The following is a 24,538-nucleotide window of genomic DNA, read 5'->3' on the forward strand; positions in this document are numbered from 1 at the left end:
TCTACTTAGGTGCCAGAACCATCAGCATTTGCCGGCCTTCAAGGCGCGGGAATGCTTCGACCTTTGCGGTCTCCTGTACGTCTTCTTGAACGCGTTTGAGCAAGTCCATACCCAGATGTTGGTGCGCCATTTCACGGCCGCGAAAGCGCAAAGTAACCTTCACCTTGTCGCCATTGTCGATGAACTTGTTCACGTTGCGCATCTTCACGTCATAGTCATGCGTGTCGATGTTGGGACGCATTTTGACTTCTTTGATGTCCTGCGTTTTCTGCGTTTTACGCGCAGCGTTGGCCTTTTTCTGGGCCTCATATCGATATTTGCCGACATCGAGGAATTTGCACACAGGCGGGTCCGCATTGGGGGACACTTCTACAAGGTTGAGGCCCTTTTCTTGAGCCTGTTCCATCGCTTCGCGTGTGAACATTAGCCCCAAGTTTTCGCCTTCATCATCGATGACGCGGACCTTGGGAGCTTGAATAAATTGATCAAATCGAGGGCCGCTTTTCGTTGGCGGGGCCATCTGACGCCGAGGTGGACGGGCTATGTGGGTTCTCCTGTTGTAGCCATATTTCGAGTCTCTAATATAGGTTCGAACCCCTTAAGATACTAGGCGTTCGCGTCAAGCCGCGCTTCGATAAAGCGGGAATGTGACCAATTTACCCTTTGCGGACAGAATGGCGTCGATTTCGCGGGCTGGGCTTAGCGCTTCCAATATCTCTGGTGAGCCTGCATCCATGCCGCCGGTGAAAGCGCCAAAGGCAGGCGCGATCATGCGGTCGGAGCGCGTCTTTGAGCGGCTGATGACAGCACAGGCCCGTGCAATATGACGGTTCCTGACCGCAACGCGCATTTTTGGATGGTAGTGGCCCGACAGCTCAGGCCGCGTTTCGCCCGATTGCGCTTCGTGGCGCAGGATGATGCCGGAAACCTCAAGCTCGTGAAAACTTGCCGCACCAAAGGTCCGGGACATTTCTTCGTCGTGATTGCCCGTGACCCAAACCCAGTCGAGCGACCGGATCAACCCTTCGAGCATTCCAACGGCATAGGGTTCCAACCGGCTGGTACCTGCATCATCGTGAAAATTGTCTCCCAATGTGAACACCCTGCGTGCGCCCGTCAGTTTGATCGTATCTGCCAGCCGTTCCAGCGTTTCTCTGCTATCATAGGGTGGAAGCATTTGCCCGCGTGCTGCGAACCAGCTTCCTTTTTCCAAATGCAAGTCGGCCACCAAAAGGGCACGTTCTTCTGGCCAGTAAAGCGCATGAGATTCGGTCAGCACCAATTCCTCTCCAGCAAAGGGCAAGGGCACACCAAAACCTTTGGCATCAGAATTAGGTTGGAACGAAACAGGAACCATACCTGCTGTTTGATGGTAAAGCGGGGACTTGGCAAGGGTATATCAGGCCCAATCACAGTTGACTCGGCTTTTGGCAACGCGGATGGGCAATGGGATAGCAATTCAAGAAGTGCATAGATGGCATTGACGACAAGGACTTTTATGGGCGATTGGGCTGGCCACACCGGTAAGGCAAAGACTTGGTTCGAAAGCTTGCGTGATCAGATTTGCGCTGAATTTGAGAGCATTGAGCGTGAGGCGGGTTCGGATGCGGGCTTTGAGTATACGCCGTGGACGCGTGAAGAAGATGGGAATGATGACCCCGGCGGCGGTGTTCAGGGCCTGATGAAAGGCAAAGTTTTTGAAAAAGTCGGCGTCAATGTCTCAACCGTGCGCGGCCGTTTTTCGGAACAATTTGCCGATCAGGTAAACGGGGCAAGCGCTGAACATCCAGACTTTACTGCGACCGGCATCAGCCTAGTCGCACATATGCGCAATCCGCATGTGCCTGCAGTCCATATGAACACACGGTTCTTGACCACTCAGTCGGCTTGGTTCGGGGGCGGTGCAGATCTCAATCCGCCGATCCCTTATGACGAGGATACGCAGGAATTTCATGCCGTGATGCGTGCAGCCTGTGCAGCACATAACCCGACCTATTATGAAAAGTACAAGAAATGGGCCGAGGATTATTTCTACATTCCTCACCGCCAAGTGCATCGCGGTGTTGGCGGGATTTTCTACGATCATCTCGAATGCGACGATGATCCCAGCTTTGATCGAAACTTCGCTTTCACAAAAGATGTGGGCAAGGCTTTCCTCGACATTTACCCCAAGCTGGTGCGTAAGCGCATGGGGAGCGACTTTAGCGATGCTGATGTTGCAAAGCAGCTTGAATATCGCGGGCGTTATACTGAGTTCAATTTGGTTTATGACCGGGGGACTATCTTTGGTCTTAAAACCGGCGGCAACATTGACGCAATTTTGATGAGTCTGCCGCCAAGGGCAACTTGGAGCTAATGGCTTAAGCAGCCGCTCACTTCTTTCAAGCAACAGGTGAAAAAGTGATATTGCCCTTGCAAATGCGAGTCAGTCGCAATATCTGAACCTCAGCTCTCTTCTCTCGATTCGTCTCTTGCGTTGGGCACGGATCTCAAAGGAGCTGTTTGCGAGGCTCAGCGTTTATCCCTGCTTGAGCTCGTTTTTTGGCCGGGTTGGTTCGACAAAAGAGCCAGCCCGGCCCTTTTCTGTGCATCGTACAGCTGAGGTACGGCGACGCACATTGGCCACGTATTCTCTAAACTCGCAAGGCTACCCGCATTTGGGCTTGCAGCTTTGCACGTGGCCAAGCACATTACCGTCAATGCTACGCCAATATGAACTTGTGGAACGGGTCCTCGAATATGACCCAGACGCCGATGAGGCGGCGCTCAACCGCGCCTATGTCTATACGGTTCAGAAACACGGCAGCCAAAAGCGTGCAAGCGGGGATCCCTATTTCTCCCACCCTGTCGAAGTAGCAGGGCTAATGACCGATCTGCAGCTTGATCAGGAAACGATCATGACTGCGCTGCTTCATGATACGGTCGAAGACACTCTTGCAACGATTGAGGATATCGAAGCCAATTTCGGGCCTGATGTTGCCCGTTTGGTCGACGGTGTGACGAAACTCTCGAAGATCGAGGCAATGCCCGAAGATGAACGGGCCGCAGAGAACCTGCGCAAATTCCTGCTCGCTATGTCCGAGGATATCCGCGTGCTTCTGGTCAAACTTGCCGACCGGTTGCACAATATGCGCACGCTCCATTTCATCAAGAAGCCGGAAAAGCGCCAGCGCATTGCGCGCGAAACCATGGATATCTATGCGCCGCTGGCAGAACGGGTGGGCATGTACGAATACATGCGAGAGATGCAGGCGCTTGCCTTTGAGCAACTCGAGCCCGAAGCCTTTGCGACAATCACTGCCCGGCTCGAGACGCTAAGGGGCGATGATAGCGGCGAAGTGGATGCGATTGCGCTCACCATCAAACAAGCTTTGGCCGAAGCGGGCCTTTCGGTCGAAGTAACAGGCCGGGAAAAGCACCCCTATTCGATTTGGCAGAAGATGTCAGAACGCCATGTGAGCTTTGAACAGGTCACAGACATCATGGCATTCCGTGTCATCACGGAAAATATCGCAGACAGCTATGCTGCGATGGGTGTCCTTCACACCACGTGGCAATTTTTACCGGGCAAATTCAAAGATTACATTTCGACGCCAAAGACCAATGGATACCGCTCAATCCATACCAGCTTAATGTATGAAAATTCGATGCGAGTGGAAGTGCAAATTCGCACCCGAGAAATGCATAATCGCAATGAATTCGGGCTAGCGGCGCACTGGGCATACAAGCAGCATGACCGGGCTGACGGGCAAGTGGGATGGCTGCGCGATCTGATTGAGATTGTCGATGCCAGCCACGATGCAGAGGAATTGCTGGAGCACACACGGCTTGCGATCTATCAAGACCGCATCTTTGCTTTCACGCCCAAGGGCGCCTTGTTTCAATTGCCGAAGGGATCAACGGCTGTTGATTTTGCCTTCGCAGTTCATACCGATCTTGGCCTTTCGACGGTCGGTGTGAAGATCAACGGGAGGCATATGCCGCTGCGCACGCAGCTTTCGAATGGCGATGTCGTGGAGATTATCAAAGGCGGCGATGCGGGACCGCAACTGTCATGGCTTGGATTTGTGGTGACCGGCAAGGCGCGCGCTTCGATCCGGCGTGCAGTTCGTTTGAAAGAGCGTGACGAAGTCGCCGAAATTGGGTCCAAACTGTTTGACGAGATTGCTGCCCGTGTCCCTGCAAAGATCGGGAAAAAAGCGATCCGAGCTGCGGTTGAACGGTTGGATATGGAAGAGCCTGATGAGCTGATGTTTGCCATAGGCGCTGGCAAGATCAGCGACCGAGAGGTGATGGAAGCACTGGTTCCTGGTTGTGCATCCGAATTCGACGAAGGCGAAGAGTGGGCTACCCGTGATCGCCAGATTTCCATTCGCGGCCTTACAGCCGGCGTCGCGTTTGAGCTTGCTGAATGTTGTCATCCCGTGCCCGGAGACCGGATTGTTGGGCTTCGGCGCAAAGGAGAACGTGTTATCGTCCACACGATCGATTGCCTTGAACTTGCCAATGGGGTCGATAGCGATTGGCTTGACCTCAACTGGGGCAAACGTTCGCATGGGGCGGTGGGACGTTTTGCGGTTACAATTTATGACCGTCCCGGAACGCTGGCGGAAATGGCCGGTGTCTTCGCACAGAACAAGATCAATGTGACGAACCTATCTCAGACCCATTTGGATCTTCCCTTTGCGACCTATGAGATCGATGCAGAGGTCAATGATGTCGCGCATTTATCGCGTATCCTTTCTGCTCTGCGCGCGAGCGATGCCGTGGCGCAAGCAGACCGTATTTGATCTGACCTGCTTGTTCGGATGGTTAATTCCAAGTTTACCCTGCATTAACTATCTCCCCTTAGACCCGATCTGTGTTGTGGTCCGCTTGTTGGACAGTTTCAGCGAAGGGGATTGGGGCCGTGACCTCATTAGACTTTCAGATTGATAGTGTAACAGACGAATTCCAATCGCCTGTGACCGAGCAAGAAAATCCGGAACGAAAGGGTCTTTTCGGGAATTGGTCGATTGCAGGAAAACTCGGTTTCGCGGTTTTCGGCAATACCGTGCTTCTGGTTGTTCTGACGATTATAATTCTTGGCGGATCATTTGTCCTTGCAAACAATGGACGTGAACAAGCTGTCATGTCGATTGTCGAAACCCAAACTGCGAATTCGGCTTTAGTTCTGGTTGACGCGGCGGACGAATTGGATGCGGCTATTGCAGCGTCATCCTCCGATGCGCGCCGCTCACAAGTGACTAAAGCCGACGCGTCCTTTGATCTTTCCTACCACCTATTGACGACAAGGGTTGAAGCTGAGGGCGATGCATTGCCAAGCGACAGCGCGTCAGAATACGACGCATTCCGCCAATCGCTTTCTCTGCTGGCAAACGAAGTAACTGCAAGTGACTACACGACAGAGCAACTGGTCGGCTTGCGCGACCGAACAAGTGCACTTCGTTCTGAAATGAGTGGCTTCACAACCAGTTACAATCCAAAAGTCGAACAGGCCATGACCGATCTCTTCGACACGATCTACGCATTCTTGATTACCTTTGTTGTTGCGACGATCGTAGGCATTGCCATCTCCTTGTTGTCGTCCCGTCATTTGATCAAAGATCTAAATGGCATGGTCCGCGAACTGACGCGTTCCATGGAACGCGTGGCTTCCGGTGAAACAGAGACCAAAATTCCTGGGACCAATAGGACCGATGAATTGGGGGCAATGGCCAGAGCGCTTGTAGTATTTCGAGAGGGTTCACTCAAACTGAGCGAACTCAGTACGAATCGCATGACAGAGGCTGAAAAACAACTTGCATCAGAGCAAATCTATAACGAGCAGGTGCGGAATCTGCGTAGCGAGCAAAGTCAGCTTTTGGAGAATCTTGCCGATGGCTTTGAAGTCTCTGTAGGTGAGCTGATTACCTCTGTTTCCTCTGCCTCAGAACAACTCAAAGCTACCTCCGCTCAAATGGTTGAGGTCGCAGATGGGTCAAACGAACAGGCAGATAGTGCCAGTGCAGCGATGAAGAGTGCCTCGTCAAATGTAACCGCTGCTGCGGCGGCAACCGATGAATTTGCGTTGTCGATCCATGAGATCAGCCAGCAGGCGACCGCTTCTGCCACTCTGGCGCGCGACGCGACCAGCCTAGTCGCCAGCGCTAATACACGAATGGATGACTTGTCGAGCGCGGCTGAGGAAGTGGGCGAGATTGCTGGACTTATCCAAACCATTGCCCAGCGCACCAATCTTCTTGCGCTCAATGCGTCAATCGAAGCCGCACGCGGCGGCGAGGCGGGCAGGGGCTTTGCTGTGGTGGCAAGCGAGGTCAAGGAGCTTGCGATGCAAACGTCGGCTGCGACCAGCTCAGTTGCGGAAAAGATCACTGCAATGCAGGATTCTACCCGGTCAAGCGCAGGTGATCTCACTTCGATCTACGACCAGATCGGGGAGCTTGAAAAAGTGGCTGTGGTTATCGCGACAGCGGTGGATCAACAGTCCGTTTCTGGTGAAGAACTTGCACGCAATATCGACACAGTCGCCGAAGGGTCGCGCCAAGTGGGCGAACGTCTTGTGGCGCTGCGCGAGGCGAGCGAAGAGACGGGGACAGCTGCAAGCGACGTGGTGGCAAGCGCCAATGCTCTGGGCAATCACGCCAATGACCTTCGCGAGAAAGCGGGCCGGTTCATTGCGGATGTGCGCCGTTCTGTCCGGGAGCTTGAGGCGGATGATAAAGCGGCCTGAGTAGGCGTGTGACTAGAGCGGCGTAACGCTGACCGAAATCTCGTCTCCCGGGGCCAGATCCTCGGCCTTCATCACCTTTTTGCTGATGAGCAGGATCCATTCGGATTGCTTGTTTTGAGGAAAGACACTGCTTTTCCAAACTGTCTCTCCAATGGCCGCGGTAACCTTGACCGAGCCAAATCCGCGCCGCCGACCCAATTCTAATCTTTGCATCAGCGCATGTCCGGTCAGCGCCTCGGCCTCATCGCCGGTAAAACTCACAAGGTGATAGGTCGCCTTCTCCCCCTGCCAGCGGCGAAGGGGAAGGGTGGCTGTCACGGTTTCACTCATCAGCAGCGGCGTTGGAAACGGCGCGAATGGGCACTGGGATATTGCAGATGTCGGCGCCGCCCGCTGGCACAATAAAGAACGGATCGCGGCGATTGGCGCGGGCCTCTGCGTACTTCTTGAAAGTTTCGGTTTCGGTGGCGAGGTATTCAAACTGAGGTTGTTCGCCAGCAGGCAGGTCAGAGGCGACCCGAACCCGGAGGATCGGCGTGCGTTTGTCGGCCTCTTCTTGGGTGTAGAATCCCAGCACGCCAGAGCCACGCGGCAGCGAGGAGAGATGCTCCATCCCGCTGATGATGCGACCAACCAGCGCGATGTTACGGTCCAAGTGGCGCGGCGCATGGCCGATGACGGTGTAGAGCTCTGCGCCTGAGCCAGTGTCGGGGGAGTAGTTCCGGCCCACGCCCAGCATGCCGTAGCAATGGACAGGCCAACGCCCTTTTACATCATACCCAATCGGCCATCCAGATTGAAATTTGACACCCTGAAATGGTTCTTGGGCGTAGGGATCGCTCGATCGCCAAGTTTGAAATCGCCTGTCGTCGCGTTCACGAATGCTTGCTTCGGTTTGCGGAGCTGGTCTTCCGACCAAGAGGATTTGCGATTGCTCAAAATACTCGTCCTCCCCCATCACATTCAGCCCTTCAGGCAAAGGCTTCGTCTCAATATCTTTGCCTTCCGGATTGTCGTGCCCTGGATCGCCCCATTGTACGACGTAATTGTCCTGCACACGGTTGACGCTGGTCCCATCGTACCACTCCGCTCGCGCTAGGGTTCGGATGTTCTCGACCCACCCTTGGCTAAAGGGCGCGGGCATCAACTGGATCACGACCTCGCGGGCATTCCCGTCGCGGTCAGGCGTGAGTGTCATCAACAGCAAATCTTCCGCCTCAATCTGCACCCACTCCTTAGCAGCAGCGGCGTTTACAATTTCATTGGGCGAGGGCGCGGCTTCCGTCTCCTCTTGCGCGGAAAGCGGAGCCCAAAAGGGCGTTGAAAGAGCGATCAGAGCGGCGGCGGCGAGCCTTGCGTGTTTCATCTTACTTTCATGACACTACAGCGCTTGCACCTCAAGCCCGCTGCGTTTAGGGAGCGCCTCCAACGGAGACGTGGCCGAGTGGTCGAAGGCGCACGCCTGGAAAGTGTGTAAAGGGGCAACTCTTTCGTGGGTTCGAATCCCACCGTCTCCGCCACCAACCCCCAGCATAAGTCTCTGGTGATTTCGGCTTCCCTGTAAGCCCCAGTTTGCGCGGGGTTACGGCCTATAACTCGTCACGTTCGCGTGTCTCTTGCTGATGGGTGCTGTCAAACTAAATGCACCTAATAGAAAATTGAAACTGAGTAGCTAGGACAGGGCGATGCCTAGACCTAAGAAATCAGCCAGTCCGTTTCGTTATTTCAACTCATCGCCAGAGATTATCCGCCTGATTGTGATGATGTACGTTCGTTTCCCGCTTTCGCTGAGGAACGTTGAAGATCTACTTGCCGAGCGCGGGATAGATATTTGCCATGAGACGGTGCGGCTGTGGTGGAACAGGTTGGGTCCATTGTTTGCAGCAGATATCAAACGGCAGCGGATAAGCCGGATGCGCGGCTTTTGAAACTGGCGCTGGCATGTCGACGAGGTATTCCTGAAAATCAATGGCGAGACGCATTATCTTTGGCGTGCGGTGGATCACGAAGTTGAGATTCTTGCGAGCTATGTCACGAAAAAGCGGGACAAAAAGGCCGCATTGAAGTTCCTGCGCAAAGCGCTGAAGCAGCTTGGACAGGCCGAGCAAATCGTGACCGACGGACTTAGATCCTATCCCGCCGCAATGCGCGAACTCGGGATTGAAAGCCGCCGCGAGGTAGGGCGCTGGAAGAACAATCGGGTCGAAAACTCGCACTTGCCATTTCGACGACGAGAGCGAGCGATGCTACGGTTCAGGCAGATGAAATCATTGCAGAAGTTCGCTTCGCTCCATGCCAACATCCACAACCACTTCAACTCAGAACGCCATCTAATCGACAGACAAACTTACAAGACCGCCCGCTCAGCCGCACTGGCTGAGTGGCAAAATCTTGCTGCGTAGTTTCACTAGACCTTGCCACAATTGCGCCAATCGCAGACAAGTTGCGATTAGACTGACAGCACCCCCACAGGCCGCATTCATTCGCGGTGACAATAACCTTGTGAACGAAAGAGTGAAATGGGGAATAAAACAAGCGCATGGGGTGCCTATGCCGACTGGATTGGTTGACTGCGCAACTCACTCTGAATGTTAAGGCGCAGGCTCGGGTGTGCTGAGCGGAGTAACCTTCAGGTCCTTCAATTCATAACGCATCGCTGGGCCCGGCCCGAAGCGCACATCTGCGCGAACGACAATGCGGCTATCCTTAGTCAGCCAGACTTCTGACCCGCTGGACATCTTGTAATGATCGGTTGGAATATCATATCCTTGAGGCATCGTGATCGCCTCTTCGCCCATCGAAGTGTATGTGGTTGAACGGAAAACACCGGCCATTGATCCGCCAAAACTGCCACCCATCCAGAACACTTGATGTTCTTGTCCTTCGCCCGCCTCGGGCCGGACATTGAAAAAGTGTATCCCATCGCTGGCTGCGGGCCCCACGCCAATCGAGCGCGCTTCGCGAGGGCTATCCGATGCGACTTTGGATTGTTCGATTCCGCTCGGCGTGCCTAGCCCTACATTATTATGGATTGTCTGTTCCACACCCTCGTCAGTCTGAATGACATAGGAAGAGCCCAAAGCCTGTGTTTGTGAACGATTGTGCATAAAGGCTTCGCCAACTACGCCATCGGCTTCTATGACAATGCTGGCATGACGTACTTCACCGGCGCGCGCCGTCTCTGAAGCGACATGGATTACCCTCGAACCATCCTTGTGGCGATACATACTCCAATAATCGGTGCCGCAATGGCTGCCATCTGGCGCCGTGCAAACGGTGGTACCTTGATAATGGCGTAGCAATGTCGAAGTTGGCGGTAATGCACTTTCAGGCGTGCCACTGGACTCCGCCGCCTCGGTACTTGCTTGCGCTTGAATAGCTGGCGTCAGCGGCCCGGCTCCGCAGCCCCCTAACAGCGCGGCTGCGGTCAACGCAGTGACAATCGGCCGGCGTCCGAAGGTTGATGGTCTTTTCATTCTTCAGCTCCTTCAACAGCTGGGTTGGCTGTGCTTTGTGATCGACCCATTATTTCAGAGGCAACCCGTTCTCCCGATTCCATCGCAGATTCCATTCCAACCTCCAGCCGTTTGGTGTGCTCGCCGGCAAAATGGATCCGGCCATGTGGTTCGACCAAAGCGTTGGCAAATCGCAGGGTATGCCCAGCGGGAAGAGCGCTGCTGCACCCTGCGCTAAACGGTTCCTGTGCCCAGGAATGCACTCCGGATACTTCAAGCTGCCCTTCGGCGGCCGGGCGCAGAGTTTCGATTTGTTTGAGCACAAATTCGCCGCGCTCTTTCGGTGGAAGTTGATCGAGCCGTTGGCCCTTCAATCCGGTTGAAACCGCGATCAAGCGCTCGCGCGATCCAGTATAATCAAAGGGTTGCCGAATGGAGTTTACCGGACCATCAGTCCACAAAGAGGCGTCAAATCCATCGTCTTCCCAATAGCGCCTTTTGACGTTGAGATAAACAAATGTGGTGCTTGCATAAGGTGTAAGCGCGACAGCTTCGCGCTGGCTCCCACTTAGATTGGGATAGATCGATATTCGGCGCAATACAGTCAGCGGGACGGCGCTGACAGCAAAATCCGCTTTATACCGCGTTCCATCCATGCAGCGCACCTCGACCCCGGTTTCATTTGTATCCAGCCGCGCGACCTGTTGGTTAAGCCGGACTGCATCGCCAAGAGTAGCCGCCATCGCCTCGGGTAAACGCTGGGTCCCTCCCGCTACGCGCGAACTAACCGGAGCGGCTTGCTCGAAAGAATTGCCTTGCACATCCGATCCAGCGTTGTTCAAAGTCGCGAGATATTCTCTCGGTATGCCTTGCAATTTGTCGAGAGCAGACGCGCTCCAAAGGTCAGGGGCAATCAACCCTTGATCCATTAGCCACAAGGCCGCCGGTGAAGCTCCCAAACTCTTAAACCACGTTCCGAGCGAGATATCATAGGCGCTTGCCGATGATTTCAACCAATCTCCACTGGCGTTGAATGGATCGTTTTTGAGCAAGTAATGTCCCATTAATTGGGACGGCAGCAACGCGCGCTCTTCCCCTTTGGTCAGGTTGAATTCGGAATCGGGCCAACTTTCTTTCGAGATCAATTTACCATTAAGCGAAAATGCAAACGGCGCGTTTAGGTTTGCTCCTTGCTTTAACTCAATCCCCAGCTTGTCAGCCATGCCTCGCAATCGGGCATATTGCGGTCCAATTTGATTAGCCCCATACTCTGGGCGCCCTTCCACATCATCGGCTGTGTAGGCGCGTCCACCCACCCGATTGTTTGCCTCAAGCACAAGCACCTTGTAACCAGCATCGCGCAGGATCATCGCGGAATTCAGGCCCGACAAACCGGCTCCGATTACGATCACGTCGGATTTCTCTTCGGCCAAAGGTGAACGTGCAAACGCTGACCCAGAACTTGCTAGGGCCAAAGCAGTAGCAGACTGGTGAACAAAATTACGGCGTGACAAAATCATCGGCATAAGGCCTTTCAATTCTTAAACGCTCCGATGAGACTTGGCAGGGCAACCATGCCACTGTCTCGAGCTGACGGTGAATGCGGCGCTTTTTTGGGATCGAGCTGATCTAATGAGCTTGGCAGAGATTAGACATTGAAGTGAATCTCTATCCCTTTCCCTCAAAATCAGCTGTGCGACCAAAAGCGATTTCACTATGGCAAAGTTGCAGAACACAAGAGGAGGGCGCAATGTCATTGTATCGATTGCCTGATAGAGGCCACCTATTTGCGTTGACGTATTTGCCAACGGCGGCCTGAACAAGCACGGGATTGTTTGAGCGATACAGATTGTAATTTGCTGCATCTTCCAGATCGAACGCGGTTATCAGCTATAGAGTGTTGAAACAGTTCGATGTTTGGTTCACTCAGGCATCAGTCCTGGAGCGAAGAACGCGGCGTGCCAGCCTTCTCTGGATGATGGAATGGCGGCTTTTGGACAACGGATATCCCCACATGATGAGCATGCCGGATAAGACCAAGAAAGCTGGGACAAGTGTGCCCACGATCAAGAGACCGTCGACCGAGGCTTCCGAATTTGTTGACGATGCTGGGTCAAAGCCGGTCACTGACAAAGCTAGAAATGTCACTCCAATCGAAATCGCAAACGTGGCCTTATTGGCCATGTTGAGCAGCGCCAAATGCGATCCCGCTTCGCTTGAACCGGTTTTGAGCGTGTCATAGTCCACCGTGTCTGCGGCGATCGAAGCGGGAAGGATCAATTTGCCGCTGGAACCCAATCCGTTGAACAGGAAAACCGCCACGGCCATCGCGAGATCGCCGGGTTGTATCAAGGCAAGTGCGAAGAAGCCGACGGAAATTATCAGCAAGGAAGCGCAATAGGCTTCGCGTTTGCCAAAACGTTTCGCAAACCGAAGCCAAAGGGGCACCGCCAAAACGGCGACAATATTCTGCAGAAAGATCAAGAAAAGAAACGCCTCGATTTCAAGCGCTCGAGTGATCAGCATCTGAACCGCCGAGAGAAAGGCAAGGAAGCCCAGCTGCGCGACAAAGTAGCCTGCAAAAAGCCGCTGAAAGGGTTTGTTGCGGACAAGGATCGTCGCTGTTTGCTTCCAAGAGAAACGCGGCAGTTGCTTGGGCATTGTGTCCGGCACGAAAAAACAGGAAGCCGCCGATGCGATTGGCAAAAGCGCAATGAAGGTTACGAAGATCACAAGATGCAAGCTCCGCAGCGACGCATCGAGCCCGGTCCCATTCGGCCAAACTAGATTTCTAACGGGTTCTGCGATCGGATCAATCAAAAGCAAGGGAATGCCAATTCCAACCAGCACGCCAAGAACTGCTCCACCTTCTCTAAATCCGGCCGCTCGCGTTCGCTCCTCATAGCCTGATTGAATTTCCGCGCCCCAAGATTGGTAGGGGATGAAAACCATGGTCCAGCAGACATATAATAAACCGATCAGGAACACAGCGGTTGCGAGGGTCATATCGGGCGCAGGCACAAGCACGAAATAGCTCGTGATCATCAGCAAGGGCGTGCCCGCGATGATCCAAGGTTTGCGCCTACCGAGCCGGCTTTTGGTGCGATCCGACAAGGCACCGATGATCGGGTCCGTGACCGCGTCCCAAGCACGGGCCAGCAAAAACAAGGTTCCGACAGCGGCAAGGCCAAGTCCCAAATCGGTTGCGTAGAAAGTGGGCAGGAATATCAAGAGTGGCGTGAGCAACACCTGAAGCGGGACCGCTGGCGCCCCATATGCGAACAGTATCCCACGCGGCATTGGCTGCTCGGGATACGATCCGTCATCATGATTGATCTTGGGCATCAAACTGTGTTGACCACACTATAGATTATTTCCAGCCATATCGTGCCATTGCAACACCATAGTGAAAACGCGCAGCAGAGGCCTTCAATGGCCAGGTAAGGTAGCGGACAGAACGCAACGCTAATCAGTTACCTTATTTTAGTCAGACTCAAATCAAAAATAGCTATCATCACATAGAAAGAAACATTTGGACGAGAAGCTTGGGTAGAATGCGATAGTACCTCACGGTCTTAGCAAGATCGCATGTGAGAGAGGCCGATGAACATCTTTATCAAAAATATCTTCGCCGTCATTCTAATTGCCCTGCCATTCCTTATCAGTCCTGCTGTCTTGGCCAATTCGTTTTACGTCGAAGGTGAAGGCGGCGTCCCGTTGGCTGTGACAACAACCGGCAATCCCGATGGCCCTGAGATTTTATTTCTCCATGGCCTGAGCATGGGGGCGAGCAGTTTCTCCAAGCAACTTGAATCAGAGCTTGCAGAGGAATTCCGGATCGTCGCTTTTGACCTGCGTGGTCATGCCTTCTCTGGCAAACCCAGCGAGACATCGGCGTATGACAACCCTGAAGTCTGGGCGAAAGATGTCGCTCGTGTCATGGAGGCGACTGGTCTTCAGCGCCCGACTTTAGTTGGCTGGTCTTACGGCTCTTTGGTTGCAGCCGATTATTTGCGGACATTCGGGACGGCCAAAACTTCAGGTATCGTAATGGTCGGAGCGCTTGGCGGCTTTACCCCATTCTTTCCTCCTGACGGCGGCATCGATCCAATGGTCCTAGCGAATATCACCCGAATGCGAGAATTGCGTGGTTCGCCCAGTTTCGCCAATCAGCGCGAGGCGACAGAGCTCTTTATCCCGTTGCTGACGGAAGGGGGCGAGGATTTGGAGTGGGAGGCAAGAGCGCATCAACTGGCTTTGATGGTCCCGCCCTATGTCCGAGAGCCCTTACAAAGTCATCCAATGGACAACACCGATATCGTTGGGCTTCTAGCTGAGTTGGAGGTCATGGTTATACATGGAAGCAGAGATCCTTCCGTTTCTCAAGGCGGGCTTGCCGCGCTTAGAGCCGTTGTCCCTCACCTGAAGGTTCATACTCTTCAAGGAGCAGGGCATTCTCCATTCGCAACACGGCCCGAGGAATTCAACGAAGCGCTGGCATCGTTTGTACGAAGTGCCTACGAAAAGGGGCAAAAATAGAAATAAGGTCTGTTTCGCCGCACTTATCGGGTGCGCATGCTAATTGCGGGCCCAGTGCAATTGCCCAAGATTGCTAGGGAGCTACACATTAAGAAAATAATCAAAGCTGTATCTGCCATACTTGTCCTCCTCCTGTTCGTAGCGCTTATCCTAATCGCTTAGAACGGGACGATCGCAAGAAATCTCTGGGTCGCGCAGGGTGGGTCGGTTGTTGAGGTGGAAAAATTCCAACCTTGTCAGATTGTCAAAGGCTGCGCGACTGATCCATTGCCGCATTTCGAAAGCGACACCCCTCTTCCTTCCAATATTTTTGCTGAGATGAAGAGCTATTCCCAAAGCCAGGGCGGTGTTGCTTTAATAGTCCTTGTCGATGGCAAGGTGGTCGGTGAAACATATCGCGACGGAGCGGATGAAGATACGCGCTTTTTCTCGTTCTCAATGCATAAATCCGTGATGGCGCTAGCGTATGGAGCTGCGATAGAAGACGGCTTCATTCATTCGATTGATGACCCCATTGGCGACTATATCGAAGAATGGGCAAATGATCCGCGTGGCAAAATTCCACTCCGAGCGTTTTTGACAATGTCCAGCGGGCTTGAAGCGTTGGAGCAATCCGAATGGCGCGCGCTGAAGTTCAATTTCTCGCAAAATGTGTCTGAAGTCGCATTGTCTTTGGAGCAGTGGAAAGAGCCATTCACACAATTCCATTACAAAAACACCGATTCCCAACTCGCTGGAGTGGCATTGCACAGAGCACTGAAAGCGAACGGAGAGAAGGACCATGCATCCTATGTTTTAAGGCGAATTTGGTGCCCTATTGGCGCAAAAGACGCTTTGCTTTGGTTGGAAAATGAGGAAGGTGATCCCCGGTTTTATGCGTTTCTTGATGCCAATTTGCGCGATTGGGCGCGTGTGGGACTGATGATAATGCAAGACGGTGAATTTGGCGGGAGGCAAATTCTGCCGAGCGCCTGGATAGTCGCTCTAAAAACACCGTCCGCCAATAATCCAAAGTATGGTCTGCAAACATGGATAGGCTCGCCTTATGCGGCGGAACGCAGTTACGGTCCAAGTTCAGAGCTTTCTGTTCCGCAAGCCGAGCCATACCTGGCTAGCGATGTGAATTTCTTTGATGGATTTGGTGGGCAGCGGGTTTATGTTGTCCCATCCGCCGGCTTGATAATTGCTCGTTCCGGTGAAATCAGCCTGACTTGGGACGACGGTGTTTTGGTGAACTTGGCTCTTAGAGGCCTTGAAGAAAGAATACCCTCTAAAACCGAATGAACTGGCCGAATTCGATGAATTCCGGATCTCGTGACGTCGTATGAATGGGGCTGCAACGGCAGCAGACTTTCAAAATTTGGTGTCCCAATGGCGCGTCAGGCATCCACACAAAGTGCTAAATTCCGGCACATTGTCGGTAGGCCGAGAAGACCATTCCCGTTCGAACATTGGTGAATGCTGGGGTTAGGGCGCTTGGTGAAGTCGCAGAATAGGCAGCCTCTATCATACCATCGACACAATGATTTTGCTTACTCGACGTCCGTCCGGCAACTTAGGTTAACTACGAAATTCATCGCGTATGAACAAAAAATAAAATGTATCAGGGGGTGTAGAATTATGTCAAATTTCCGGCCGGCCAAGAAACTCAAGAGTAGGCTCGCTCTGTTCACCATTCTGACACCAGCAGTTGTAGTGTTTCCCGTCAATTCGGTTTCGGCCCAAGAGGCTGCCGAAGAATCTTCCAACGAAAATCTCATCATCGTAACAGCGCGTGGACGCGAAGAGACGCTACTCGAAGCTCCCGTGTCGGTTTCTGTTCAAACGCAAGAACAGCTCGATACCGCGGGCATTTCCGATATCGAAAACCTATCAGCTTACACGCCAGGGTTCACATTTGAAAATTCAGATGGTCAAGCCGGTGGACGAAGCAGTTCATCGATCCAATTCCGCGGAATTCGGCAGCAGGCTGGCGGTGCAGCATCACGCACAGGCGGGATATTTTTTGACGGCTCCTTTATTTCGCAAGGCGCCGGCTTAGTTCAGTTCATCGATGTAGAGCGAGTGGAGGTTATCAAAGGTCCGCAAGTGGCTTATTTTCCGCGAAATACATTTTCAGGTGCGGTCAATTTCGTTCCTAAGTTGCCTGGCGACGAACTTGAAGTGCATGCGGAATTGGAAGGCAGCGTAGGAACTGGCACAGGGGAGCAAGCTAGCTATCGCGCCGTTGCTGCAATTGGCGGTCCAATTACAGATAGCATTGGCTTACGCGTTGCATCATCATATGAACGCAGGGGCGCCGATTACCAATATGCAAATGGCGATCCGAATGGTGAGGAAGATACCTTCTCTATTTTCGGAACCGCGGTGTTCGACGTCACCCAAAACTTCCAGGTCAAAGCCACGGGCTATTTTGTCGATTCAAAAGACACGACCAATGCGCAAGGTGTTTCAGCAACGACCGCTCCGGGCGATTGCAACCAAACGTTCAACGGCGCTACGTTGAATGGTATTACTGGAGTGGAATCGCCATTCAGTACCGACCTCAGCAACAGCACGATCACGATATTCTGCGGTCAAATTCCGGATGCTGCTGGATTCACTGCAACCGCCACTGGCGATTCTAGTGGTGGCTTTTTCAGTGCACTGCCTGGCACAATTACTCCGTTTGTTGACAATCAACCTGACGGTTTGGGCAATGAATACCTTGTGTGGCGTGCAAACCTCAGTGCGGAGTTTGAAACGGCTGGTGGTCACCAGATTAGGGGCTTCGTGACTCGCGGAGAATCTGAGCTTAGCAGCCTGCAAGATCTGAATTACGGATTGTTCTTCAATAATACATTCGCATTTGCTAATTTCACACGGGACTCATTCGCTGAACTCCGCTTTTCTTCGAATAGGGACGAGCGTCTGCGTTTTGAAGTTGGGGTCAATTATTACGAACAAGAATTTCGTAACGGCAACGCTTTTGTTCCTGCTGATTTTCAGGACAATGAAGCTTTCGGGATTTTTGCAACGTTAGACTATGACATCACTGATGCACTGACGTTTTCTTTCGAAGGTCGCTGGGTAGATGATACGCAGAGCATTTTGGATGCCACGGAAACTACGACCGATGAAAATTCGTTCCAAGATTTCATGCCACGTGCGATCCTATCGTACTCACCAAATCGCGACTTGAATATCTATGCAAGCTTTACGCAGAGTTCGTTGAACTCAGTAATCACCAATGTGGATGCTGTGTTGGCCGTCTTGCCAGATGCCATTCCTAATCCAGAGGACTTTGGAAGCTTCACTGGCGTTCAAAGGGTCGATGCATTTGAAATCGGCTTAAAGAAACGGGTCGCGGATTGGCTGAATTTCAGTATCTCCGCCTACTATCTGGAATGGGATAACCAGCCATTTGGAAACACGTTTACCGGAGTCGATGTAGGGGGTAATCCAGCCATCGTGTCGGCAAACTTGGATGGAGAATCAGAGTATACGGGAGTTGATTTCGAGGTCACTTTTACTCCTACTGATGGCCTGCAAATTTTCGGAAGCGTTGGCTGGGTTGATGCCGACCTAGTTCAGCTTGGCTCCGCAGGCAGTGTTTCAGCACTCGTACTTTGTCCAAGCGCGTTCACGAGTACAGTGCCTTGTACCGCATTCGCGGACGCAGGGGTGAACACCCTTTCTGGTTCGGGTAACAGCCCCGCCAATGTATCCGAATGGTCTGGAGCAGTTGGCGCCAGCTATGCATTTCCGATCCCAACCGGAGAACTCTATCTGCGAGGTGATGCGCTCTATCAAGGTAGCCGATTTGTCGATAATTTTGCTTACAATCAGATTGGCTCCAGCTGGAAAGTGAACTTACGAGCGGGTGCCGACGTTACGGATAATTTACGGATTGAAGCATTCGTCGAAAACCTCTTCCAAGACGATACTTTGCAGAATGCCGGCGCCACCGGTGCCAGCTTCTTCGCACCCAACGGCGGAGGCTTCACGCGGGCATTCACCAGTCTGCCAGACAGGCGGGAAGTTGGCATGCGTCTGACCGCAGACTTTTAAGGGCAAATAAACAAGATTGGGCGGTTCGCATATTCTGCGAGCCGCCCTTTTTTTGTGCAAATCGCAATCGCTTACCTGCCGCCAAGGTATCGCAGCTGCTGATTGCAGCATCACGCAATTCTCGAAGGGTTTCCATTGCCTCGCTTTACCAGCGAAGCGGCTCAATCGGAAACGGACGAAACCTTATGCCGAAAGCAATTGTCATACATACTTCGTTGACCGCAAGGTAGTTGCGTCAATCTGATATAGGTTGCGAACAGCACCTTTGGGCCTGGTGCCTAGCGTTTCACTGCCGCTCGATAAGATGCTGCAGTGCTATCAATCGCACTAGGATCTTCGATTGTTTGTGGAATGACGATCTCCTCGCCATTTGCAATATCGCGCAAGAGGTTACGTAGGATCTTACCAGAACGCGTTTTGGGAAGCGCATCGATAGCAACACAATCGCGCGGTGCGGCGATGGGACTAATCCCAGCGCGTATCGCTTCCACTATTTCATCGTTCGCGTTTTGATTTTTACCCGGTGCTGCGACATAGAAAACGATGGGGACTTCGCCCTTCAATTCGTCGCTACCGCCGATCACAGCACATTCAATTACGCATTCACAGGCTGCAACGACTTCTTCTATCTGGCCAGTGGATAGCCGATGCCCTGCGACATTGATGATGTCATCCGTGCGGCCCATCACGCGGTAAGCCCCATCGGCTCCCAATAGCCCCGCATCTCCAGTGGAGTAAAACTCATCAAACGCTGAGAAATACCCGTTAAAGCCGTCTGCATCGTTCCACAGACTACGAAAACTGCCAGGTGGCAGGGGTTTAGCAATGACAAGATTACCCGTTGTCTCCGCGGACACTGCTTGCCCATGTCCATCCAATATCGTGAATGCGAAACCGGGAACCGGATAACCTGCTGCGCCGATTGGTGCTGGTTCGCTGCCAAGGCCGACACAGCTAGCGAGCGCTGGCCAGCCAAGTTCTGTTTGCCACCAGTGATCGATTACGGGTTTGCTTAACTGCTCTCCAATCCACTCAACTGTGTCCGGATCAGCCCGTTCACCTGCTAGGAACAAAGCCCTTAGAGCTCTGGGAGCGGCCTTTTGAAGCAATGTGCCTGTTGGATCGGCAGCCCGGATCGCGCGGATCGCTGTAGGCGCGGTAAACAAGACGCCGACATCGTGCTTCGCCGCGATTTCCCAAAAGATACCCGCATCCGGGGTTCCAACCGGTTTGCCTTCAAAAAGCACCGTCGCGTTGCCATTAATCAAAGGGCCGTAAACGATATAACTGTGCCCAACGACCCAGCCAATATCGCTGGCCGCCCAATAGGTTTCACCCGGCTGAACGCCGTAAATATTGGGCATCGACCAAGCCAACGCGACACCGTAACCGCCCGTTTCGCGAACCACACCTTTCGGCTTGCCAGTAGTGCCCGATGTATAAAGGATATAAAGCGGATGATGAGAGGTAACGAACACGCAAGCTGCGGGCTCTGATTGCGCCAAAGCTGATCGCCAATTCAAATCACTATCGCTGGTGAATTCTGCATCGCACTGTTCGCGCTGCCAAATGAAAACTTTAGAACAGACGTGGCTAGCGCGCGCGATAGCCTCATCAATTATCGGCTTGTAAGGCAGCACCTTCTTGGCTTCGATCCCGCAGCTTGCCGTTAAAATGGCTTTCGGTTCGCAATCATCAATCCGCTTGGCTAGCTCGGTTGCAGAAAAGCCGCCGAAGACCACCGAATGCACTGCGCCAATGCGTGCGCAGGCAAGCATTCCAAAAATGGCTTGGGGGATCATTGGCATGTAGATGATTACACGATCACCGGATCGGATTCCGGCATTGGCCAACATGCCGGCGGTGCGGGCAACCTCCTCTTGAAGCTGGGCGAATGTGAAGGTCTCGCTTGTTCCTGTTGCCGGGCTTTCATAAATCAGCGCTTTGTCTGCGCCGCGGCCTGCGTCAACATGTCGGTCAACCGCATTGTAACAAAGGTTCAACGTGCCATCTGAGAACCATGCGGCATTATTATCCTGAAGGCCGGCCGTCGGCGGCGTTTCCCAATCAATTGCTTTCGATGCCTCGAGCCAAAACTCATTCGGGTCTGCAATGCTTGCGCGATAAACGGCGTCATAGCTCATCTTTTTGCTTACCTTCATTTTTGAGATAAAATGTCACGTAATTGATTGCGATGTGCAGTTAAACAATTTGCATATCAGCAGAGCCACGCGCGATGCGATTATGTCTACCCATCGAACAAAACGCATTGACAGCCCAGTCCGTTGGTAATGAACATTTTTATCGATAGATGGTTAAATCCAAAGAAAGATGGGCGATCAAAGTTGGTCTGTTCGAGGTAAGTAGGATGAGAATTCTATTTCTGTTGGCTTTTTCTGGCTGCCTTGCAGAATGCGCAATGCCTTCGGCTCAGCCCAAAGGACGAGAGAGCGTGCACGCCGTTTCAGTTGAAGGTGCGCCTTTGACCCAACAGACTTGCAAGGCGCGTCTTGCCGGTCAATCGCACGAATTCACTCTGAGCGCCAAAACTCTATCTGGACGTCTGGTTCCGATCACGGTTTTTGCCCCGCTAGAAAGCGGTCGCTATCCACTGGCGGTGTTCTCGCATGGGGCTTTCGCTGCGCCAGATCGATACCGTGCCATGCTGGCTCCAATCGCGGCGGCTGGGTTTATTGTCGTTGCGCCGATGCACATTGATTCAGAGGATTTTGATGATGATATTCCTCCGACACAGAGCGACATTTGGCTAACGCGCAATGCAGATATGGCCCTGGCCCTGAATCCACCAAGCTCGATAACAAAAAGGCTCAGCGATGGCGGATTGACCATCGATCAAGAACGAACCGTGGCAATTGGCCATAGCTATGGAGCGTTGGTAGCCCAATTGACCGCTGGAGCAAAAGCTATTGAGTCAGCAGACGCTTTGACAGATCGCCGTAACCTAGGGGTCAGTGCAGTCGTTGGATGGTCTCCACCCGGGCCGATGCCCGGGGTGATCACGAAACAAGGGTGGAGTTCGCTGGCTGTGCCAGCGCTGACTATCACTGGAACTAAGGATGTGTTCCCCGGGTTTGTCGATGATTGGCGCAGCCATACGACCAGCTACGAGAATGGTCCCAGTGGCCTTAGCTCGCTGTGGGTTGGTGAAGGAGTGGATCATTATTTTGGCGGAATGTTCGGGCGAGAGAAGCCAGCAGACGCTGTTTCGCAAAGGATGTTTGAACAAGCATTGGCGAAGTCATTGGAGTTTTTGGAGCACGGCGTGAATGTGGCCAATCCTTGCCTCCTGAGTGATCCGATCCAAGGCGAAACACGATCTGAGAAATGAGGCCCTTGGAGGGACCGAGCATTCATCCTTTCACATAAGACTGAGCCCTATATCGAACATGGAGAAACGCGATGGTTGCGGCCAAAACCCTAGACAAGACCGATAGCATCTCAAATATTGAGTTGCTTGATGAGCGGCTCCGTTGGTTGTCATCTTGGATGGTCCACAATGCCAATAATATCCGGGAAAAGCGCGACGGGCTAAAGGTGGGCGGCCATCAGGCGAGCTGTTCTTCGATGACGGCGATTATGGCTGCCTTGTATTTTCATGCATTGAGGCCTCAGGACAAGGTTGCCGTTAAGCCCCACGCCGGCCCTGTTCTGCATGCAATCCATTATCTGCTTGATCAACAGTCGCAAGAAAAGATGGAGCATTTCCGCGGTTTGGGCGGGGTGCAAAGTTACCCCTCGCGCACAAAAGACAGCATTCCGGTTGATTTTTCGACCGGTTCCGTCGGTCTGGGCGTTGCGGAAACAGCATTTACCAGTCTGGTCCAAGATTACCTTATCACGCATGATTATTTGGACGAGGTAAATGCGGGACGCATGATCGCATTGATGGGGGATGCCGAACTCGACGAGGGCAATATTTATGAGTGCCTGATTGAGGGTTATAAACATAATTTGCGCAATTGCTGGTGGGTGGTGGATTATAATCGCCAGTCACTTGATGCGACGACTGCGGACCGAATGTTCCGTAGGTTCGACGATATATTTGAAACCTGCGGATGGCGGGTCATCACGCTTAAAAGTGGAAAGTTGCAGCGCGCAGCTTTTAAGAAACCTGGCGGCAAGGCGCTGCAAGACTGGATCGAAAATTGCCCTAATGCAGAGTTTGCTGCTTTGACTTTTCTTGGCGGAGATGCGTGGCGCAAAAGACTGTTAAAAGACATTGGCTCAAAGAACGGGGTCAAGGCATTGTTGAAAGAGCATGATGATGATGGGCTTGCAAGGTTGATGACCAATCTTGGCGGGCATTGCATCGAAACGCTCATCAATGCTTTTGATTCGATGGACGATGATAGGCCAACACTGCTTATTGCCTATACAGTAAAGGGGCATGGACTGCCCCTGGCTGGCCACAAGGACAATCATTCCGGGATGATGAACGATGTCCAGATTAAAGAACTACGCGACAAGCTGGGCATTGCCGAAGGGCAAGAATGGGATAAATGGGCTGGTTTTGGGGATAATACTGCCGCCCAGCTGCAAGCGTTTGTCGATAACAGCCCGATCGCGCAAAAATTGCCTGAGTTTTCTGCACCATCAGTTGATGTTCCTTCGCAGTTTGCTGTGCCAGCTGGAAAGGAACAATCTACGCAGGCTGCCTTTGGTAAGATTTTGCATGACTTAGCCAAATCAGATGCCGAGCTGGCAGACCGCATTGTGACCACTGCTCCAGATGTAACCCAGACCACCAATCTTGGCGCTTTCGTAAATCAACGCGGCTTGTTTCGGCGCCAAAAACTGGCTGATGTTTTTAAGCAAGAAAACATCCCCAGCATTCAAAAATGGGAAGGCCAATCAGCGGGGCAGCATATTGAATTAGGTATTGCTGAGAATAACTTCTTTCTGGCGCTGGCCGCGCTCGGCTTGTCCGCCGAACATTTTGGGACCCGATTGTTGCCAGTTGGAACTGTCTACGATCCGTTCATCGCACGCGGTTTGGATGCGCTGAATTATGGCTGTTACATGGACGCGCGGTTTCTTTTGGTTGGAACACCTTCGGGCATCACTTTGGCTGGAGAGGGCGGCGCCCACCAATCCATCAACACCCCTCTGATTGGTATGGGGCAACCCAATTTGGAGAGTTTCGAGCCGGCCTATGCCGATGAAGTTGCGTTGGTAATGCAATGGGCATTTGCTCAAATGCAGGATGCCGACGGTAGCTCCGCTTATATTCGCTTAACCACTCGTGCCATTCAGCAATTGGAACGAAAAGATGATGGTTGGAAACAAGATGCGCTAGCGGGCGCATATTGGTTGCGAGAACCAAAAGCTGGATGCGAGGCCGCGATCGCTTATTGCGGCGCGGTTGCGCCTGAGGCGCTGTCAGCTTGGGAGCAGCTTGAAGGAGATATTCCGGGCCTTGGGTTGCTCGCAGTGACATCGCCAGATCGGCTGCACCGTGATTGGTCAGCGGCCCGTGCTGGGCGTTGGAAGGAAAATGCTAATCGCGATTGTCATATCGAAAAGCTCCTTAGCGTGTTGTCTCCCAATGCAGGGATTGTGACGGTCTTGGATGGTTCACCAGCCGCACTTTCATGGATTGGTGCGGTCCGCGGCCATAGGGTCAGCCCATTGGGCACTGACAGCTTTGGCCAAACCGGCGACTTGCCAGACCTATATCGGACTTATCGCCTCGACCAAGATGCCATTATTGAGGCGACGGCTGAACTGTTTTTGTAAGAAG

General features: G+C 52.8%; 16 protein-coding genes, 1 tRNA gene and 1 pseudogene. 10 read left to right on the top strand and 8 right to left on the bottom strand.

Translation table 11 applies throughout. The features are described 5' to 3' along the window. Position 1 precedes the first annotated feature (1 nt). Together infC and pdeM are read right to left on the bottom strand one after the other, a co-directional pair. Positions 2 to 520 carry a translation initiation factor IF-3 gene (gene infC / locus ABJ205_RS11280; RefSeq protein WP_348160120.1) on the bottom strand — a complete coding sequence of 173 codons (519 nt, stop codon included), beginning with the start codon at positions 518 to 520 and terminating at the stop codon, positions 2 to 4. A 99-nt stretch (positions 521 to 619) separates the two neighbouring features. Further along, positions 620 to 1,357, bottom strand: coding sequence for a ligase-associated DNA damage response endonuclease PdeM (gene pdeM, locus ABJ205_RS11285; RefSeq protein WP_348160122.1), 738 nt, complete (start codon positions 1,355 to 1,357; stop codon positions 620 to 622). A gap of 141 nt (positions 1,358 to 1,498) precedes the next feature. Between pdeM and hemF the strand changes: the two genes are divergently transcribed. The 3 genes from hemF to ABJ205_RS11300 all read left to right on the top strand — a co-directional run bounded on the left by hemF (position 1,499) and on the right by ABJ205_RS11300 (position 6,733). Next, on the top strand, positions 1,499 to 2,356 hold the full coding sequence (gene hemF / locus ABJ205_RS11290; protein ID WP_348160186.1) for an oxygen-dependent coproporphyrinogen oxidase: 858 nt from the start codon (positions 1,499 to 1,501) through the stop codon (positions 2,354 to 2,356). A 343-nt stretch (positions 2,357 to 2,699) separates the two neighbouring features. Next, positions 2,700 to 4,790, top strand: a complete 2,091-nt coding sequence (locus tag ABJ205_RS11295; RefSeq protein WP_348160124.1) for a bifunctional (p)ppGpp synthetase/guanosine-3',5'-bis(diphosphate) 3'-pyrophosphohydrolase — start codon at positions 2,700 to 2,702, stop codon at positions 4,788 to 4,790. A 119-nt stretch (positions 4,791 to 4,909) separates the two neighbouring features. Continuing rightward, on the top strand, positions 4,910 to 6,733 hold the full coding sequence (locus ABJ205_RS11300) for a HAMP domain-containing methyl-accepting chemotaxis protein (protein ID WP_348160125.1): 1,824 nt from the start codon (positions 4,910 to 4,912) through the stop codon (positions 6,731 to 6,733). A gap of 12 nt (positions 6,734 to 6,745) precedes the next feature. On the opposite strand, the gene ABJ205_RS11305 is transcribed toward ABJ205_RS11300, so the two are convergent. Together ABJ205_RS11305 and ABJ205_RS11310 are read right to left on the bottom strand one after the other, a co-directional pair. Next, on the bottom strand, positions 6,746 to 7,063 hold the full coding sequence (locus ABJ205_RS11305; RefSeq protein WP_348160128.1) for a DUF1905 domain-containing protein: 318 nt from the start codon (positions 7,061 to 7,063) through the stop codon (positions 6,746 to 6,748). Continuing rightward, positions 7,056 to 8,099 (bottom strand): peptidylprolyl isomerase, encoded by a 1,044-nt coding sequence (locus ABJ205_RS11310; protein ID WP_348160130.1) that lies wholly within the window; start codon positions 8,097 to 8,099, stop codon positions 7,056 to 7,058. The genes ABJ205_RS11305 and ABJ205_RS11310 overlap by 8 nt, the downstream gene beginning before the upstream one ends. A 64-nt stretch (positions 8,100 to 8,163) precedes the next feature. Here ABJ205_RS11310 and ABJ205_RS11315 point away from each other — a divergent pair. Continuing rightward, positions 8,164 to 8,253, top strand: a tRNA-Ser gene (locus tag ABJ205_RS11315). Positions 8,254 to 8,418: 165 nt separating this feature from the next. Further along, positions 8,419 to 9,135: pseudogene (locus ABJ205_RS11320) on the top strand (IS6 family transposase). A gap of 189 nt (positions 9,136 to 9,324) precedes the next feature. Here the strand turns inward: ABJ205_RS11320 and ABJ205_RS11325 are convergent. The 3 genes from ABJ205_RS11325 to ABJ205_RS11335 form a co-directional block, all read right to left on the bottom strand. Then, the gene (locus tag ABJ205_RS11325) at positions 9,325 to 10,209 is read right to left on the bottom strand and encodes a hypothetical protein (RefSeq protein ID WP_348160131.1); all 885 of its coding nucleotides are present in this window, start codon (positions 10,207 to 10,209) and stop codon (positions 9,325 to 9,327) included. Then, on the bottom strand, positions 10,206 to 11,714 hold the full coding sequence (locus ABJ205_RS11330) for an FAD-dependent oxidoreductase (RefSeq protein WP_348160132.1): 1,509 nt from the start codon (positions 11,712 to 11,714) through the stop codon (positions 10,206 to 10,208). Before ABJ205_RS11330 ends, ABJ205_RS11325 begins: the two co-directional genes overlap by 4 nt. Positions 11,715 to 12,114: 400 nt before the next feature. Next, a complete protein-coding gene (locus tag ABJ205_RS11335; RefSeq protein WP_348160134.1) occupies positions 12,115 to 13,533 on the bottom strand; it encodes an MFS transporter in 1,419 nt (472 codons plus the stop codon). 258 nt (positions 13,534 to 13,791) lie between these two features. Here ABJ205_RS11335 and ABJ205_RS11340 point away from each other — a divergent pair, with 258 nt between their 5' ends. From ABJ205_RS11340 to ABJ205_RS11350, 3 genes are all read left to right on the top strand, one after another. Continuing rightward, positions 13,792 to 14,727, top strand: a complete 936-nt coding sequence (locus ABJ205_RS11340) for an alpha/beta hydrolase (RefSeq protein WP_348160136.1) — start codon at positions 13,792 to 13,794, stop codon at positions 14,725 to 14,727. 216 nt (positions 14,728 to 14,943) lie between these two features. Further along, positions 14,944 to 16,011 (top strand): serine hydrolase, encoded by a 1,068-nt coding sequence (locus ABJ205_RS11345; RefSeq protein ID WP_348160138.1) that lies wholly within the window; start codon positions 14,944 to 14,946, stop codon positions 16,009 to 16,011. A gap of 411 nt (positions 16,012 to 16,422) precedes the next feature. After that, positions 16,423 to 18,777 (top strand): TonB-dependent receptor, encoded by a 2,355-nt coding sequence (locus tag ABJ205_RS11350; RefSeq protein WP_348160140.1) that lies wholly within the window; start codon positions 16,423 to 16,425, stop codon positions 18,775 to 18,777. A 278-nt stretch (positions 18,778 to 19,055) separates the two neighbouring features. Here ABJ205_RS11350 and ABJ205_RS11355 read toward each other — a convergent pair whose 3' ends face one another. Further along, on the bottom strand, positions 19,056 to 20,921 hold the full coding sequence (locus tag ABJ205_RS11355) for an AMP-binding protein (RefSeq protein ID WP_348160142.1): 1,866 nt from the start codon (positions 20,919 to 20,921) through the stop codon (positions 19,056 to 19,058). Positions 20,922 to 21,229: 308 nt separating this feature from the next. On the opposite strand from ABJ205_RS11355, the gene ABJ205_RS11360 reads away from it, so the two are divergent. Together ABJ205_RS11360 and ABJ205_RS11365 are read left to right on the top strand one after the other, a co-directional pair. Continuing rightward, complete coding sequence (locus tag ABJ205_RS11360) at positions 21,230 to 22,126, top strand: hypothetical protein (RefSeq protein ID WP_348160143.1); 897 nt, start codon at positions 21,230 to 21,232, stop codon at positions 22,124 to 22,126. 71 nt (positions 22,127 to 22,197) lie between these two features. Further along, entirely contained in the window at positions 22,198 to 24,534 is a 2,337-nt protein-coding gene (locus ABJ205_RS11365) for a transketolase (RefSeq protein WP_348160144.1), read from the top strand. The last annotated feature ends 4 nt before the right edge of the window (positions 24,535 to 24,538 follow it).

Source organism: Erythrobacter sp. (genome assembly GCF_039988855.1).
GTDB lineage: Bacteria > Pseudomonadota > Alphaproteobacteria > Sphingomonadales > Sphingomonadaceae > Erythrobacter.